The following is a 16,320-nucleotide window of genomic DNA, read 5'->3' on the forward strand; positions in this document are numbered from 1 at the left end:
AACATATTTTGAATGTTAAAATATTTTATTTACAAAATAAAAGACATGTTATAGAATGAATATTAGCAAAAAAGTTTAAGGAGGTATAATTATGAGAAATACAAAAAAAATAACAATAATATTATTATCAATGGTAGTTTTAATTTCATCAATAATTGGATTTAATTCATTATATCCATCTAAACCAAATACCAATGATAAGGAAAGATTAAATGTAGAAAATCAAATAGATTACATAAAAGATATAGCTTTAGAACCACATTCAATATTTGATTACAAAGAGCATGAAAGAGTAAGAAATTATTTGATAGATGAATTTAAAGAGTTAGGATTAGAACCTAAAATATATACATATGAAGATGTTTATGTAGAAAGAAGTAAGACAAAAGAAGATTTAAAAAATATATATGTAGAAATTAAAGGTAAATCAGACTCATATATAATGCTATCAACACATTATGACTCATCAAGAGCAAAACCAGAAAGATATGCTGAGAAAGATGGATCAAAAGGTGCAGCTGACGCAGGTTATGGTCTTTCTACTATATTAGAAACTGTAAAAACAATAAAAGAAAATAATGTAGAATTAAATAATGGTATAAAAATACTTATAACAGATGGGGAAGAATACGGATTATTAGGTGCAAAAGAAGCAGTTAAAGAAAAAGAAATATTTGAAAATGTTAACTATTTAATTAATATAGAAGCTAGAGGAACTAAAGGGCCAGCTATTATGTTTGAAACAAGTCCAAACAACTCAAGAGTAATGGAATTATATGATAGTAGTTATAAACCATTTTCATATTCTATAACACCAGAAATATATAAGTTACTTCCAAATGGCACTGATTTTACTGAGTTTTTAGGTATAGGTATAAATGGAATTAACATAAGTGTACTTGATGGATTAGAAAATTATCATACACCAAATGATAGTGTAGAAAATATAAATAAAAAATCATTACAGCATTATGGAGATCAAGTATATCCTATAGTTAAAGAGTTTGTAAGTAATGAGAAATACTCAGATGCTAATGCTTTAAATGGTGGTAATGACTCAATATTCTTTATAATAGGAAATGTATTTGTAAAGTATTCAAAAACTATAAACTATGTACTTTTAGCCTTAATAGGTGGATTAATATTATTCTTAAATAATAAGTTTGGTATAAAAAGTATATTAAAATCATTAAAATATACATTTATAAACTTATTATATACTGTTATGACTATGGTAATTGGATTTGGTGTTTCAAAAATTGCAGCATTAATAAATGGAAGAGAGTTTAAACTTACATATTTACCTATTATAAAATTTGAAAACACTATATTTATAATTTGTATAATTTTAGCAGTAATTGGATATATACTTGTCATAAGAAAAACAAGTAATAATTTTGAAGAAAAAAATGAATATACAATAGGATCTTTATTGCTATTATTCATATTATCAATAATATTTACAATAGCTTTACCAGGTGGAAGTTACTTATTTGTATTCCCTGCACTTTTAATCAGTTTATTTGTAAGTATAAATGAAGTTTTTGAAAAAAGTGATATATCTTGTATTATGTTAATACCAATAGCTTTAATATTAATACTGTATGTACCAACAGTATACTTATTTAAATGCGCTCTTACTTTTGGAGCTTTATGTGTATTTATGTTGTTTGTAATGATAGCAACATTATCAGTAGTATGTTCTTGTGTTAATATAAAAACATTATTAAATCAAAAATATAAAAATACGAAATTAAAATATAATTTATAATTTTTGAGCTAGAGAATATGTTATTCTCTAGTTTTTTATATTGTACCGCGTTTATAATATATATGATTTATCATAAATAAATTATTTTTTTATTGTAAGAAAATCGTGTGTTATTTGTTTTATAGATAAATATAATTTCAAACATATTAATTTTGAGCAACGGTTGAAACCATTGGTGATATGAAGTGGAGCATCTACTTTAGCATATCAAATTTTTTCTTGTAGCTACACTATCATTTGTGACGTTATAAGCTAGCATTTTATTAATAAAATATTATAAATTATTGGTGAATTAAAAAGGCAATCTTTTAAATTCAATAAAAAATTATATAAAAAGAGTTGACTTTTTGATTTGAATATAATATATTTTGAATATCGAATAATTAATTTATAATTCTAGTCTCATAGAAAAGAGATTAATTTTTTTTACAATATATTTTGAAAATCAAAATGTATTAATATCAAATGATAAGGAGAAACATATGAAAGAGGTAATTATAGGAGGTGTTGGAAAGTATATTCCTTCTAAAAAGGTCACTAATAATCACCTTAGTGAGATTGTAGATACTAATGATGAATGGATATTTTCAAGAACAGGAATAAAAAGTCGTTATATATCTACAGGAGAAGATACATCATATATGGCTGCGATGGCTTGTGAAAAGGCGATTAAAGAAGCAAAAACATCTGCACTGGATATTGATTTAATTGTTTTGGCAACTTGCACTCCAGACATGTTTACTCCATCTACAGCTTGTATAGTACAAAGTATTATAGGTGCTAAGAATGCAGTTGCTTTTGATATAAGTGCAGCTTGCTCTGGATTTATATTTGCCTTAGATTTAGCTAAGTCACTTATGAAGATGCATAACTATAAGCATGCTTTAGTGGTAGGTGCTGAAAATTTATCTAAATTTATTGATTGGCAAGATAGATCTACTTGTGTTTTATTTGGAGATGGAGCAGGAGCAGTAGTTTTATCTAGAAGCGAATCATCAGGTCTAGGAAATTCTTTTTGCAAATCAGATGGAGACAAATGGAGTTGCATAACGATAGAAGGAAGTGATATAGATAGTCCTTTTGTAGATAGTAAAACAATAAGAGAATCAAAGTTAAAAATGAATGGAAATGAAGTCTTTAAATTTGCTACATCTACAATTGTAAAGTCTATAAATAAAATGCTAGAAGAAAATAACTTATCACTTGAAGATATTGATTACATAGTACCTCATCAAGCTAATATAAGAATTATTGAGTATGCTGCTAAAAAATTAAAGTTACCAATAGAAAAATTTTATACAAATATTCACGAACATGGAAATACATCAGCAGCATCAATACCAATGGCTTTAAGCGATATGTATGAAGAAGGTTTATTGAAAGAAGGTAATAAAATTATATTAGTTGGTTTTGGAGCAGGACTTACATATGGAGCAACTATTATAAATTGGTCTATATAAATAAAATAAATAATTAAAAGGTAAATAAGAAAATTTAAGTTTAAAAGATTTAACTAAGATAACTAAGATAAGTAAGTTGAAACAAAACTAACTAATAAAAATAATTTAAAATAATAAATAAAATTTATGGAGGAAAATAAAATGATATTTGAAAAATTACAAGAAATAATGGAAGAAAATTTATCAGTGGAGAAAGATGAAATAACATTAGATTCTACATTTGAATCTTTAGGGATTGATTCATTAGATACATTCCAATTAGTAATAGAAATAGAAGAGCAATTTGGAATAGAAGTTGACTCTCCAGAAAATATGAAGAGTATAAGAGATGTAGTAAATTACATAGAAGAAAAAACAAAAGAAAAAGTAAAATAAGAAGAAGTACTTGCAGGAGGATTTATGGAAAGTTCAAGGATAACAGAATTACTTAATATAGAATATCCAATTATTCAAGGCGGTATGGCGTGGATATCAGATGCTACTTTAGCAGCAGCGGTTAGTGAAGCTGGAGGACTTGGAATTATAAGTGGAGTAGGTAATACAGAAGATGTAAAAGCTGAAATACAAAAAGCTAAGTCACTTACTAACAAGCCTTTTGGGATTAATGTTATGCTTATGAGAGATAATGTTGATGAAATCGCTAAATTAGTATGTGATGAAAATGTAGCTGTAGTTACCACTGGAGCAGGTAGCCCTGGTAAGTATATAGATAATTGGAAAAAAAATAATATAAAAGTAATACCTGTTGTCCCTTCTGTAGCAATTGCAAAGAGAATGGAAAAATTCGGTGCAGATGCAGTAATCGTAGAAGGGATGGAAGCAGGAGGACATATTGGCCAATTGACAACTATGAGTTTAGTCCCACAAGTTGTAGATGCTGTTGATATTCCTGTTATAGCAGCAGGAGGGATAGGTGATGGAAGAGGAATTGCTGCATCATTTATGCTTGGAGCATGTGGAGTACAAATGGGAACTAGATTTTTAGTATCAAAGGAATGTAAGATACATGAAAATTATAAAAATAGAGTATTAAATGCAAAAGATATAGATACTGAAGTTACAGGAACATCGACATCTCATCCAGTTAGAGTACTAAGAAATAAACTAACTAGAGAATATATAAAGTTAGAAAAATCTAATGGAAGTCCAGAAGACATAGAAGCTTTAGGAAAAGGAGCTTTAAGAAGAGCTGTAGTTGATGGTGATATTAATAATGGTAGTGTGATGGCGGGTCAAATAGCAGGACTTGTTAGTAAGAAGCAAAGTTGCAAAGAAATTATAGATGAATTAATAGGTGAGTTAGAAGAATTACTTGGGAGGGTTTTTAATGAATAATAAAATTGCTTTTCTTTTCCCAGGTCAAGGTGCACAATATCTAAATATGGGAAAAGATTTATATGAAAATATAGATAGTTGTAGAGACATATTTGATAAAGGTGAAGAAATTCTAGAGATGCCTATAAAAGAGTTAATATTTAATGGTTTACAAGAAGAACTTACAAGAACAAAAAATAATCAGCCTGCAATATTACTTACATCTTTAGCTTGTCAAAAAGCTTTAGAAGAAGAAGGTATTGAAGCTGATTATACAGTGGGACTATCTTTAGGAGAATATGGGTCATTGATTTATGGCGGAGGATTATCTTTTGAAGATGGAATGAAACTTATAAAAAAAAGAGCTGAAATAATGGACTCTGCAATTAGATCAGATGAAGGGACTATGGCCGCTGTCCTAAAATTAAGTAATGAAAAAGTTGAGGAACTAATAGAAAGAGCTGGGGAGTTTGGTATTGTTGAAGGTGCTAATTATAATTGTCCAGGTCAAATAGTTATATCAGGAGAGAAAAAAGCAATTAAAGAAAGTATGAAAATTGCAAAAGAATTAAAGGGGTTAGTAGTTCCTCTTAAAGTTAGTGGACCATTTCATAGTTCTATGTATGAAAAAGCAAGTTATGAATTTTATGAGGAATTAAAAAAAGTTAATTTCAAAGATTTAAAAAAGGTAGTTTATTCTAACGTTAAGGGGGAACCTTACGATAAAAATGATGATATAAAAGAATTATTAAGATTACAAATAATGTCTTCTGTTCTTTTTGAAAAGAGTATAAGAGATTTAAAAGAAAAAGGAGTAGATACTTTTATAGAAGTAGGCCCAGGAAAAACATTATCTGGATTTGTAAAGAAGATAGATGAAGATGCAAAGGTTTATAACGTAGAAGATATGCAATCTTTAAAAGAAACTGTAGAAAGTTTAAATCTTGAAAAAGTTAATATATAGAATATATTTTCAATTATAAATGCTAATTTTTATGGAGGAAAATTAATGTTACAAGGAAAATGTGCAGTAATTACAGGTGCTTCTAGAGGCATAGGTAGAGAAATAGCGCTTCAATTCGCCAAAGAAGGAGCTAATATAGTACTTAACTATAGAAGTAGTGAAGAAGAAGCACTTGAATTAAAGAAAGAATTAGATAAATTAGGATCTAATACTTTGATAATCAAAGCAGATGTAAGTAACTTTGATGAAGCAGAGAATTTAATAAAGGAAGCTAAGAATACTTTTGGAAAAGTTGATATATTAGTAAATAATGCAGGAATAACTAAAGATACGTTACTAATACGAATGAAAGAAGAAGATTTTGATAAGGTAATAGAAGTTAACTTAAAAGGTGCATTTAACTGTTTAAGAGCAGTTTCTCCAATAATGATTAGACAAAAAGAAGGAAAGATAATAAATATGTCTTCTGTTGTAGGAGTTGTTGGAAATGCAGGTCAAGTAAATTACTCAGCATCTAAAGCGGGAGTGATAGGAATGACAAAATCTCTAGCTAGAGAAATTGGAAGTAAAAATATAAATGTTAATGCAATAGCTCCAGGATTTATAGATACAGATATGACTAAAGTATTAAGTGAAGATCAAAAGAAAAATATAATTTCTGGTGTACCTCTTAAAAGATTAGGTCAAGTAGGAGATATAGCAAATCTAGCTGTATTTTTAGCTAGTGATAAATCTAATTATATAACAGGTCAAGTTATCCATGTGGATGGCGGAATGGCAATGTAGGAGAAAGAATATGAGTAGAAGAGTAGTTATAACAGGAATAGGAGCCGTAACTCCTATTGGAAATAATGTTGACGAATTTTGGGCAAATGCTAAAAATGGTAAGCTAGGAATAGATTTTATAAAGTCTATAGATACTGACAATTTAGATGTAAAAATAGCTGGAGAAGTTAAAGATTTAAAAGTTGAAGATTATTTAGATAAAAAAGAAATGAGAAGATTAGATAAATTTACTCAATATGCCCTAATAGCAAGTGACGAGGCTGTAAAAAATTCTAAGCTTAATTTAGATGAAATAGATAAAAGTAGATTTGGTGTCATGGTAGGTTCTGGAATTGGTGGATTCCATACTCATGAATATGAGTTTTCAAATTTATTTAATAAAGGTCCAAAGAGAATATCTCCAATGTATATACCTATGACAATAATAAATGCAGCTGCTGCAAATATAGCTATAAAGTATGATGCAAAAGCTACTTGTACTTCAGCAGTAACTGCCTGTGCTACTGGTACAAATAATATAGGGGATGCATTTAGATACATAAAGCATGGTTATGCAGATGTCATGATAAGTGGAGGATGTGAATCATCTATAACTCCTATAGCAATAGCTGGATTTAATAATATGAGAGCTTTAAATTCTAATAATATCCCACAAAAAGCATCAACTCCATTTGATAAAGACAGGTGTGGTTTTGTTATGGGAGAAGGTGCAGGTATATTAGTTATGGAGAGTTTAGGTCATGCCTTAAATAGAAATGCTGATATAATATGCGAAATAGTAGGATATGGATCTACTTGTGATGCATATCATATAACTTCTCCAGATCCAAAAGGTGAAAGTGCATCAAAAGCTATGGAAGATGCTATAAAAGAAGCTAACATTGAACCTAGGCAAGTTTCATATATAAATGCTCATGGAACATCAACACCATACAATGATTTATTTGAAACAAGAGCTATTAAAAAAGTCTTTAAAGATGATGCTAAAAATATACCTATATCATCGACTAAATCAATGACAGGACATTTATTAGGAGCAGCTGGAGCAGTAGAATCAATTGCATGTATAAAGTCTTTAGAAGAAGGATATATACATCCAACTATAGGATACAGTGAAAGTGAAGAAGAGTTAGATTTAGATTATGTACCAAATGTAGGTAAAAAGTCAGATTTGAAATATGCATTAAACAACTCACTTGGATTTGGTGGTCATAATGCTTGTCTTTTATTTAAAAGATGGGAGTAATTGGAGGTAAATATGAATTTTAGTGAAATAAAAGAACTAATTAAATTAATAAATGACTCTGATTTATCTTATTTTGAAATCCAAGATGAAAAAGATTATATAAAAATGGATAAGTCTTTATCTAGAAACTATATCAATACTATAAATAATAATGATAATGTAGATACAAAAGCTTTTAGTAAATTAGCTATAACTGATACTTCAGATATTTTGCAGTTAGAAGACAAATCTACATTAATCTTAGAAAATAAATCAAGTGTATCTAATGATAATAATTTAAATAATGATGAAAATGATAGTGAGTTTGAATATATCAAATCACCTATAGTAGGAACTTATTATAAAGCTACATCACCTACATCGAATCCTTTTGTCACTGTTGGACAAAGGGTTAATAAAGGCGAAGTAGTCTGTATTATAGAAGCTATGAAACTTATGAATGAAATAAATGCAGAGTTTGAGTGTGAAATCGTAGATATATTAGGTGAAGATGGAATCATGGTTGAGTATGGTCAACCTTTATTCAAGGTAAGGAGAATATAAATGTTAGATATTAAAGAAATAAAGGAAATTTTACCTCATAGATATCCTTTTTTAATGATAGATAGAGTGGAAGAAGTGATAGAAGGTAAAAGTGCAAAGGGATATAAAAATATAACTATAAATGAAAATTTCTTCAATGGACATTTTCCTGATTATCCTGTAATGCCAGGAGTATTAATACTTGAAGCTTTGGCACAAATGGGGGCAATTTGTATACTTTCGATGGAAGATTTTAAAGGAAAAATCGGCTTCTTAGTAGGGGCTGATAAAGTTAGATGGAAAAAACAAGTTGTTCCTGGAGATAAATTAGATTTAGAAATAGAGATAATAAGATTAAAAGGAAGTATAGGAATTGGCAAAGGTAAAGCCACAGTAGATGATAAATTAGTCTGCGAAGGTGAGATAATGTTCGCTATTGGGTAGGTGTTATTATGTTAAAGAAAATACTTATAGCAAATAGAGGTGAAATTGCTATTAGAATAATTAGAGCTTGTAGAGAACTAGATATAAGAACTGTAGCAATTTACTCTGAAGGTGATAAAGATGCTCTTCATACACAAATGGCGGATGAAGCTATTTGTGTAGGTGGTCCTCTTACTAAAGATAGTTATTTAAATGTTACTAACATACTAAGTGCATGTGTATTAACTGGTTGTGAAGGTATACATCCTGGATTTGGATTTTTATCAGAAAATCCTAAATTTGCAAAGATGTGTGAAGAATGTAATATTAAGTTTATAGGACCTGATTTTGAAGTTATTGAGCTTATGGGAGATAAAGCAAAGGCGAGAAAAATTATGAAAAAAGCAAATGTGCCTGTAGTTCCAGGATATGAAGGTGAAATTAATTCATATGAACATGCACTTAAAATTTCAAATGAAATAGGATATCCATTGATGATAAAAGCAGCAGCCGGCGGTGGTGGTAAAGGTATCAGAATAGTAAGAGAACCTGGTGAATTTAAACATAATTATGAAGCGGCAAAGTTAGAGTCAAAAGCTTGTTTTGGAGAAGATAAATTATATATAGAGAAATATATAGAATGTCCACGTCATATAGAATTTCAAATACTTGCAGATGAATACGGAAATATAATTCATTTAGGAGAAAGAGAATGTTCTCTTCAAAGAAATAATCAAAAAGTGTTGGAAGAAGCACCTTCATGTTTTTTAGATAAATCTTTGAGAAATGAAATGGGTAAGGTAGCGGTTAGAGCTGCTAAGGCAGTTAATTATAAAAATGCAGGGACTATAGAATTTCTTGTTGATAAAAATGGGCACTTTTATTTTATGGAGATGAATACGAGAATACAAGTAGAGCACCCTATAACAGAAATGATAACTAATATAGATATCGTAAAAGAACAATTAAAAATAGCTTCTAATATGAAGTTAGATATTACTCAAGAAGATGTAAAAATCAATGGTCATGCTATAGAATGTAGAATAAATGCAGAAGATCCAAGTAATAATTTTAGACCATGTCCAGGTGTAATAAATGAACTATATGTACCTTCAGGACCAGGTGTAAGAGTTGATAGTGCAATTTATTGTGGATATGAAATACCTCCTTATTACGATTCTATGATAGGAAAATTAATAACATTTGGTGACGATAGGGAAAATGCTATTATAAAAATGAAAAGAGCATTAGATGAATTTGCTATAGGAGGAGTTATAACTAATATAGATTTTCAATACGAAATACTAGAGCATGAAGATTTTATTAATGGAGATTACAATACTTCATTTATAGAGACGAAGTTGGTGAATAATAATGCTTAAAAATTTATTTAGAAAAAGAGAGTATATAACAGTTAGTACTAGGGATTTAAATGAAAATTCCAATATACCGAACATACCAAATGGTAGATGGATTAACTGTGATAAGTGTAAAAATATAATATATAAAGATGATTTAGAAAAAAATTTAAACATATGCACAAATTGTGGTTATCATTTTAAGATTTCAGCTTTAGAGAGAATAAATCAAATTTTTGATGAAAATAGTTTTTATAAATTATTTACAGATATAACTTCAGGTAATCCTTTGGGATTTGAAGGATATGAAGAAAAATTACAGCAAAATAAAAATAAATCAAAGCTAGATGAAGGTGTTGTAACTGGAGTAGGTAGCATAAACTTAAAAAAAGTCTGTGTTGCTATTATGGATAGTAATTTTATGATGGGAAGCATGGGTTGTGCAGTAGGTGAAAAAATAACTAGAATTATTGAACATGCTACACAAAATAAGTTACCTCTTATAATATTTAGTGCATCCGGTGGTGCTAGAATGCAAGAAGGTATTCTTTCTTTAATGCAAATGGCTAAAACGTCTGTAGCTATTGGAAAACATAATAAAGCAGGACTATTATATATAAGTGTAATTACTAATCCTACTACGGGAGGAGTCACTGCTAGCTTTGCTATGCAAGGGGATATTATAATAAGTGAGCCTAATGCAGTTGTAGGATTTGCAGGAAGACGTGTCATAGAAAATACTATAAATGAAAAACTACCTGAAGATTTTCAAAGTGCTGAGTTTGCCTTAGAAAAAGGATTTATAGATGCTATAGTATCAAGAAAGGATTTAAAAAACTATTTATCTAAAATACTTAGCTTACATGAGGTGGTGGAATATGCAAAATAATGAAGAGTTAATCTGGAATAAGGTAAGTCTTGCTCGACATAAAGATAGACCTAATGCTAGGTTCTATATAGAGAACATATTTGATGAATTTATAGAGTTTCATGGAGATAGATCTTTTAGAGATGATAAAGCTATAATCGGTGGTATAGGTAAAATTAATTGTTTTAATGTTACAGTTATTGGTATAAATAAAGGTAAGAATACTAAAGAAAATATAGATTCAAATTTTGGTATGGTTCACCCAGAAGGTTATAAAAAGTCTTTAAGATTGATGAAGCAAGCTGAAAAATTTAAAAGACCGATTATTTGTTTTGTGGATACTCCAGGGGCATTTTGTGGAATCGGTGCTGAAGAAAGAGGTCAAGGTCATGCTATTGCTCAAAATCTAATTGAAATGAGTAATTTAAAAACACCAATTATATCTATCATAATAGGAGAAGGAGGAAGTGGAGGAGCCTTAGCTTTAGCTCTTGGAGATAAAGTATATATGATGGAAAACTCTATTTATTCCATATTATCTCCAGAAGGATTTGCTTCGATATTATGGAAAGATGTAAGTAAAGCTAAAAAGGCTGCTTACTCTATGAAAATAACATCACAAGATTTAGAGAAATTTAATATAATTGATGGGATAATAAAAGAACCTAAAAATGGAGCCCATGAAGATCCTGAATTATCAGCTAATAGCATAAAAGCGTATATTTTAAAAGACTTAGAGGAATTAATAAATATAGATTATGATGAATTATTGAATAATAGATATGATAAGTTCAGAAATATGGGTAAATAGTAGTAATTATTACAAACAATTACTATAAATTTGATATAATACATAGTATCAATTGAATTTATTTAAGAAATTTATTATAATACATTTAAAATAAGAAATATGGAGAGCGGATACTATGAAAAATTCAGCAGAAGAGATATTAAACAGGCTATTAGTGCAATTATTTAATGATATTTTGCATATTGAAGAAAAAGCTATGAAAAATACGGAGTTTACTGATCTATCTATAACAGAAATTCATACAATAGAAGCAATAGGAACAGAGGGCAATAGAACTATGGGAGAAATTGCTCATGATTTAAGAATAACTGTTGGTACTCTTACTACAGCAATAAATAGACTAATTAAAAAGGGATATGTGGAGAGAAAGAGAATAGAAGAAGATAGAAGAGTAGTACTTGTAAGCTTAACTGAGAGTGGGAAAGCAGTTTTTCTTACTCACAGTGTATTCCACAAAGAAATGATAGATGAAATACTTGAAAATTTCCAAGGTGAAGATTTGGAAGTTTTAAATAAGATACTTGAAAAAGCAATAAGGTTCTTTGAAAGAAAATATCAAAGCTTCCAGTAGGAGGCTTTTTTACATACAAGGAATTTATATTGAGGTTGCAGATATGAGCAAAGCGAATTTTGAGCAACGGACGAAGCCGTTGGTGACATAAAGTGGAGTGCCCACGAAGTGCTTAAATGAAGTTAATTTTTTATATGTTTCAATAATAAACAAGGGATGGACTTTATATAAGAGTCATCCCTTTAATTTTTGTGTAAGCTAAATTAATAATTTAAAATATTTTAATATATTTAAAAATAAGATTATATTTCACTTGTTAAGTCATTAATAACTTCTTCAACAGATGATAATGAATTTATTTTATAAGCATCAGCACCACAAAATAGTAAGGCATTATCTATATTTCCCTTTACTGCATTGATTAAGGCTAAAGATATGCAATATGGTGTATCTTTTGGTTTGCAAGGAATTAAACAGTTGTAGCATTTGCTTATTTTGGGTTTTGAAATGGTTATATTCTCGATAAATTTGTTTTTAATGGCCCTTCCTGGAAGACCTACAGGGCTTTTGACGATTACTATGTCTTCTTTATTTGCATTTACATATGTATTTTTAAAGTTATCATGAGCATCACACTCATAAGTAGCAACAAATCTAGTACCTACTTGAATACCTGACGCGCCCATATCAATATATTTTTTTACATCTGAACTAGAAGAAATTCCACCAGCAGCAATTACTGGAATATTTTTATTATATTTTTTTCCGTATTCATCAGCAATTTTTAATATGTAGCTAAATTCTTTATCATAATTAATAGAGTTTATATTATCTAAATCATCATTACTAAAACCTAAGTGACCACCAGCTTTTGGACCTTCAACTATTATTAAATCAGCTGTTGTATTATATTTTTTATCCCACATTTTAAGTATAACATTAGTAGCTTTAGCAGATGAAACTATAGGAGCAATTTTAGTAGAAGTATTATTAATTAAAGTAGGTAATTTCATAGGAAGTCCTGCTCCAGAAATAATGATATCACATCCTGCTTCTATAGATGTTTTTACATGAGATTCATAATTATTCATAGCCACCATAAGATTAACTCCTATGATACCATTATTAGATTTTTCTTTAGCTAATTTAATATGCTTTTTTAAAGCTCTTAAATTAGCTTCCAAAGTATTTGTTTCAAAATCAGGTTCATCAAAACCAATATTAACTCCAGATATTATTCCAATTCCACCTAATTTACTAACAGATGAAGCTAGATTTGATCTAGATATGCCTATACCCATGCCACCTTGAATTATAGGTATTTTTGCTACTAAGTTTCCAATTACTAATTCTTTCATAAAAATTCCTCCTTATTAGGCAAGGAAAATTTAAGTTTTAAAATATTTAATTAACTAAGATAAATAATATTATACTACATGATTAAGTAATAATCATCAACAAGAGCATAATAATAAGAATTTATTTTCTAGCAAATTTTTTATTTTAAGTAATTAATTTATAACAGTATTTTTTTTCTTTTTATTGTCAAAAATCTCATAAAAAGGATAAGGGGTGATTAAATGGCAAGAAGAAAAAAGCATGTATGTAATAAATTAATCAGAAAAAGAGTAAAGTACTTTTTTATAACATGTGTACTATTATTTACTTATCTTACATATAGAATATTTAATATTACTATTTTAAAAAATGAAGAGTATGAAAGTAAAATAGAAAGTCAAAGTATAGAAACAGTAAATTTAAATAGTGGAAGAGGAATTATATATGATAGAAATAATGTGCCCCTTACTGATAGTAAAAAAACTAAAGTATTATTAGTTCCTAAAAAAGTGGTGAGTGGAAATTTTTCTAACATATCTTTAATAAAAGACGCTACTAAATTAACGGAAGAAGATATTTATAAAGCAGTACAAAGCCAACTATCATCTGAGATTATAGAAATAGAAATAGATTATATTGATAATAGTAAAATAGAGGCATTAGAAGAAAAAGGAATATTAGTTAAAGAAAAAACTATGAGATACTCTGATGATAATTTATTGACTCACTTAATAGGATATGTAAAAAAATCAGAAAATAGTGGAGTAAGTGGTATAGAGAAGTATATGGATGATGAGTTAAAAGATAGCAATAAAAATTACGTATCAGTTTTCAAAGCTGGTCAAAATAAAGGTGGGCTAACATATTTAAAAGGAAGTGTAGAGAACATTTCACAAAATGAAGACAGTAAGCACTTAAAATTAACAATAGATTCTAAGATTCAAAATAATATTGAACAAATTATGGATAAAGAAGAAAATCCAAGTGCGGTAGTGATATCAGATATACAAACAGGTGAAATAATATCCATGTGTTCAAGACCTAATTTTAATCCAAATGATATATCTTCATACTCAAATAGTTCTAAAGGAGAGCTTCAAAATAGAGTTTTGTCAGTAACATATCCTCCTGGATCAGTTTTTAAACTAGTTGTGCTATTTGCGGCGTTAGATAATAATATTATAGATGAAAATTATATATATAACTGTACAGGAAGTACAAAGGTAGGATCAGGAGGAGAAGTTTTAAATTGTAACAACTTAACTGTTCATGGAAGGGAGACTTTGGAAGAGGCTGTGGCTAATTCTTGCAATACTGCATTCTATGACATTGCCAAAAGAGTTGGAAGTGAAAAAATATTTGATGCGATAAAAATATTACATCTTGATGAAAAGGTAGATATAGGAATTGAAGAAGAAAAAAATTCGAAGATTCCTAAAGATATAGCTCTTAGTAATTTAGCAATAGGTCAAGATAAAATTGAGTTTACTCCTCTTCAAATAAATCAGATGACTCAAATTATAGCTAATAATGGGACATACAAGCCATTATATGTATATGATAGTATAATAAATAACAATAAAGATATCTTAAAAACTTATAAAAGTAATAAAAAAGAAGAAATAATATCTCCATACACTATGACACAAATAAAAAGGTTGATGACGAGTGTTTCTTTAATAGGTACAGCAAAAACACTTTCTGATTTAGAAGGTGGATGTGGGGTTAAAACAGGAACAGCACAAAGTAGTCTAAATGGTAAACCCATTTCACATGGCTGGATAACAGGATTTTATCCTAGAGAGAATCCTAAGTATGCCATAACTGTTGTAGTAGAAGGAACGGAAGAGAGTAGTAAATCAGCAGTACCAATATTTAAAGATATTTGCCAAAAATTAAAATAAAATTAATATAGAATAGTCAACTTTAAGGAGCCACTTTCATATAATTTAGAGTGACACCTATAAAAGGGGGTGGCCTGTTGACTATTCTAAAATCATTTGAAAAACCATTAACCCCTGAAGAAGAAGTACATTACCTATCTTTACTAAAAAATGAAAATAATCAAGAGGCTAAAGAAATCTTGATAGAAAGAAACATGAGATTAGTTGCGCATATTGCTAAAAAATATAATAATTCAAATGAGGATCAAGATGATCTTATATCAATCGGAACTATAGGTTTAATTAAAGCCATTGAAACTTTTAAGGTTGATAAAGGTACGAGACTAGCTACTTATGCGTCAAAATGTATAGAAAATGAGATTTTAATGAATATAAGAACTAATAAAAAAAATAAAGTTCAAGTATCTCTTCAAGACCCTATAGGCGTAGACAAGGAAGGTAATTCGATCAGCTTAATAGATATCTTGGGGACTGAGCCTGACCATGTTATTGACCAGGTAGAATTGAAGGTACAAATTAGTAAGCTTTATGAAAAATTAGATAAAATTCTCACAGATAGAGAGAAAGAGATAATACAATTGAGATATGGTCTTACTCCTATGGGTTATAAAACACAAAGAGAAATATCTCAAAAGCTAGATATATCTCGATCATATGTATCAAGAATTGAAAAAAAAGCACTTAAAAAGTTGAAAAAAGAATTAAAATCAGAAAAAAGCCTTGAATAAGGCTTTTTTTGTCGTACATATCTTTTTGCATTTATTACTTTAGGTCATGAAGTGACAAAATATTTAATAGTATTATGCTAATATAATTTATATGATAAAAAATGAAGAAAAAGCAGAAAGTTCAAAGAAAAATAATATTTTAAGTAATAAGATAATAATATATGTAATTATTTAAATCTAAAAAAGTAATGAATAATAATTGGGGAGGATATATATGAATTTTTATCAATTTAACAATATATTTCAATTAATAGATATTACTTTAAATATAATAATTCTTATCATATCGATATTTTTTTATAAGGCATTAAGAGAA

General features: G+C 28.5%; 16 protein-coding genes. 15 read left to right on the forward strand and 1 reads right to left on the reverse strand.

From position 1 onward, the window contains the following. The first annotated feature begins 91 nt into the window (after nt 1–91). From J7G74_RS07000 to J7G74_RS07060, 13 genes are all read left to right on the forward strand, one after another. Nucleotides 92–1,771: a M20/M25/M40 family metallo-hydrolase gene (locus J7G74_RS07000; RefSeq protein ID WP_297133460.1), complete on the forward strand. Its 1,680-nt coding sequence runs from the start codon at nt 92–94 to the stop codon at nt 1,769–1,771. Between the two features lie 482 nt (nt 1,772–2,253). Continuing rightward, nucleotides 2,254–3,231, forward strand: a complete 978-nt coding sequence (locus J7G74_RS07005; RefSeq protein ID WP_297133461.1) for a beta-ketoacyl-ACP synthase III — start codon at nt 2,254–2,256, stop codon at nt 3,229–3,231. A gap of 141 nt (nt 3,232–3,372) precedes the next feature. Then, nucleotides 3,373–3,606 (forward strand): acyl carrier protein, encoded by a 234-nt coding sequence (locus tag J7G74_RS07010; protein WP_297133462.1) that lies wholly within the window; start codon nt 3,373–3,375, stop codon nt 3,604–3,606. Nucleotides 3,607–3,630: 24 nt separating this feature from the next. After that, a complete protein-coding gene (gene fabK, locus J7G74_RS07015; RefSeq protein ID WP_297133464.1) occupies nt 3,631–4,566 on the forward strand; it encodes an enoyl-[acyl-carrier-protein] reductase FabK in 936 nt (311 codons plus the stop codon). Further along, nucleotides 4,559–5,509, forward strand: a complete 951-nt coding sequence (gene fabD, locus J7G74_RS07020) for an ACP S-malonyltransferase (RefSeq protein ID WP_297133465.1) — start codon at nt 4,559–4,561, stop codon at nt 5,507–5,509. The genes fabK and fabD overlap by 8 nt, the downstream gene beginning before the upstream one ends. 45 nt (nt 5,510–5,554) lie before the next feature. Next, nucleotides 5,555–6,295, forward strand: coding sequence for a 3-oxoacyl-[acyl-carrier-protein] reductase (gene fabG / locus J7G74_RS07025; protein WP_297133467.1), 741 nt, complete (start codon nt 5,555–5,557; stop codon nt 6,293–6,295). 10 nt (nt 6,296–6,305) lie between these two features. Next, nucleotides 6,306–7,541 (forward strand): beta-ketoacyl-ACP synthase II, encoded by a 1,236-nt coding sequence (fabF, locus tag J7G74_RS07030; RefSeq protein ID WP_297133469.1) that lies wholly within the window; start codon nt 6,306–6,308, stop codon nt 7,539–7,541. Between the two features lie 12 nt (nt 7,542–7,553). Beyond that, nucleotides 7,554–8,084, forward strand: a complete 531-nt coding sequence (gene accB / locus J7G74_RS07035) for an acetyl-CoA carboxylase biotin carboxyl carrier protein (protein ID WP_297133470.1) — start codon at nt 7,554–7,556, stop codon at nt 8,082–8,084. Further along, nucleotides 8,085–8,507, forward strand: coding sequence for a 3-hydroxyacyl-ACP dehydratase FabZ (gene fabZ / locus J7G74_RS07040; RefSeq protein WP_297133472.1), 423 nt, complete (start codon nt 8,085–8,087; stop codon nt 8,505–8,507). A gap of 8 nt (nt 8,508–8,515) precedes the next feature. Continuing rightward, nucleotides 8,516–9,868 (forward strand): acetyl-CoA carboxylase biotin carboxylase subunit, encoded by a 1,353-nt coding sequence (locus J7G74_RS07045; protein WP_297133474.1) that lies wholly within the window; start codon nt 8,516–8,518, stop codon nt 9,866–9,868. Continuing rightward, nucleotides 9,861–10,733, forward strand: coding sequence for an acetyl-CoA carboxylase, carboxyltransferase subunit beta (accD, locus tag J7G74_RS07050; protein WP_297133476.1), 873 nt, complete (start codon nt 9,861–9,863; stop codon nt 10,731–10,733). The genes J7G74_RS07045 and accD overlap by 8 nt, the downstream gene beginning before the upstream one ends. Continuing rightward, nucleotides 10,723–11,523: an acetyl-CoA carboxylase carboxyltransferase subunit alpha gene (locus J7G74_RS07055; RefSeq protein WP_297133477.1), complete on the forward strand. Its 801-nt coding sequence runs from the start codon at nt 10,723–10,725 to the stop codon at nt 11,521–11,523. Before accD ends, J7G74_RS07055 begins: the two co-directional genes overlap by 11 nt. A gap of 115 nt (nt 11,524–11,638) precedes the next feature. Further along, nucleotides 11,639–12,094 carry a MarR family winged helix-turn-helix transcriptional regulator gene (locus tag J7G74_RS07060; protein ID WP_297133478.1) on the forward strand — a complete coding sequence of 152 codons (456 nt, stop codon included), beginning with the start codon at nt 11,639–11,641 and terminating at the stop codon, nt 12,092–12,094. 242 nt (nt 12,095–12,336) lie between these two features. On the opposite strand, the gene J7G74_RS07065 is transcribed toward J7G74_RS07060, so the two are convergent. Next, nucleotides 12,337–13,392 (reverse strand): NAD(P)H-dependent flavin oxidoreductase, encoded by a 1,056-nt coding sequence (locus tag J7G74_RS07065; RefSeq protein ID WP_297133480.1) that lies wholly within the window; start codon nt 13,390–13,392, stop codon nt 12,337–12,339. 222 nt (nt 13,393–13,614) lie between these two features. Here J7G74_RS07065 and J7G74_RS07070 point away from each other — a divergent pair, with 222 nt between their 5' ends. Next, nucleotides 13,615–15,276: a peptidoglycan D,D-transpeptidase FtsI family protein gene (locus J7G74_RS07070; protein ID WP_297133482.1), complete on the forward strand. Its 1,662-nt coding sequence runs from the start codon at nt 13,615–13,617 to the stop codon at nt 15,274–15,276. 77 nt (nt 15,277–15,353) lie between these two features. After that, complete coding sequence (sigK, locus tag J7G74_RS07075; RefSeq protein ID WP_297133484.1) at nt 15,354–16,004, forward strand: RNA polymerase sporulation sigma factor SigK; 651 nt, start codon at nt 15,354–15,356, stop codon at nt 16,002–16,004. Nucleotides 16,005–16,320: the final 316 nt, after the last annotated feature.

The sequence above is a fragment of the Terrisporobacter sp. genome (assembly GCF_017888745.1).
In the GTDB taxonomy this organism is placed as follows: domain Bacteria; phylum Bacillota; class Clostridia; order Peptostreptococcales; family Peptostreptococcaceae; genus Terrisporobacter.

Excerpts from the sequence above, each read along its gene's own strand:
- accB (WP_297133470.1), top strand. The coding sequence starts at position 7,554 with ATGAATTTTAGTGAAATAAAAGAACTAATTAAATTAATAAATGACTCT.
- J7G74_RS07060 (WP_297133478.1), top strand. The coding sequence starts at position 11,639 with ATGAAAAATTCAGCAGAAGAGATATTAAACAGGCTATTAGTGCAATTA.
- J7G74_RS07010 (WP_297133462.1), top strand. The coding sequence starts at position 3,373 with ATGATATTTGAAAAATTACAAGAAATAATGGAAGAAAATTTATCAGTG.
- accD (WP_297133476.1), top strand. The coding sequence starts at position 9,861 with ATGCTTAAAAATTTATTTAGAAAAAGAGAGTATATAACAGTTAGTACT.
- fabK (WP_297133464.1), top strand. The coding sequence starts at position 3,631 with ATGGAAAGTTCAAGGATAACAGAATTACTTAATATAGAATATCCAATT.
- J7G74_RS07065 (WP_297133480.1), bottom strand. The coding sequence starts at position 13,392 with ATGAAAGAATTAGTAATTGGAAACTTAGTAGCAAAAATACCTATAATT.
- J7G74_RS07000 (WP_297133460.1), top strand. The coding sequence starts at position 92 with ATGAGAAATACAAAAAAAATAACAATAATATTATTATCAATGGTAGTT.
- J7G74_RS07070 (WP_297133482.1), top strand. The coding sequence starts at position 13,615 with ATGGCAAGAAGAAAAAAGCATGTATGTAATAAATTAATCAGAAAAAGA.
- fabF (WP_297133469.1), top strand. The coding sequence starts at position 6,306 with ATGAGTAGAAGAGTAGTTATAACAGGAATAGGAGCCGTAACTCCTATT.
- J7G74_RS07005 (WP_297133461.1), top strand. The coding sequence starts at position 2,254 with ATGAAAGAGGTAATTATAGGAGGTGTTGGAAAGTATATTCCTTCTAAA.
- fabZ (WP_297133472.1), top strand. The coding sequence starts at position 8,085 with ATGTTAGATATTAAAGAAATAAAGGAAATTTTACCTCATAGATATCCT.
- fabD (WP_297133465.1), top strand. The coding sequence starts at position 4,559 with ATGAATAATAAAATTGCTTTTCTTTTCCCAGGTCAAGGTGCACAATAT.
- J7G74_RS07055 (WP_297133477.1), top strand. The coding sequence starts at position 10,723 with ATGCAAAATAATGAAGAGTTAATCTGGAATAAGGTAAGTCTTGCTCGA.
- fabG (WP_297133467.1), top strand. The coding sequence starts at position 5,555 with ATGTTACAAGGAAAATGTGCAGTAATTACAGGTGCTTCTAGAGGCATA.
- J7G74_RS07045 (WP_297133474.1), top strand. The coding sequence starts at position 8,516 with ATGTTAAAGAAAATACTTATAGCAAATAGAGGTGAAATTGCTATTAGA.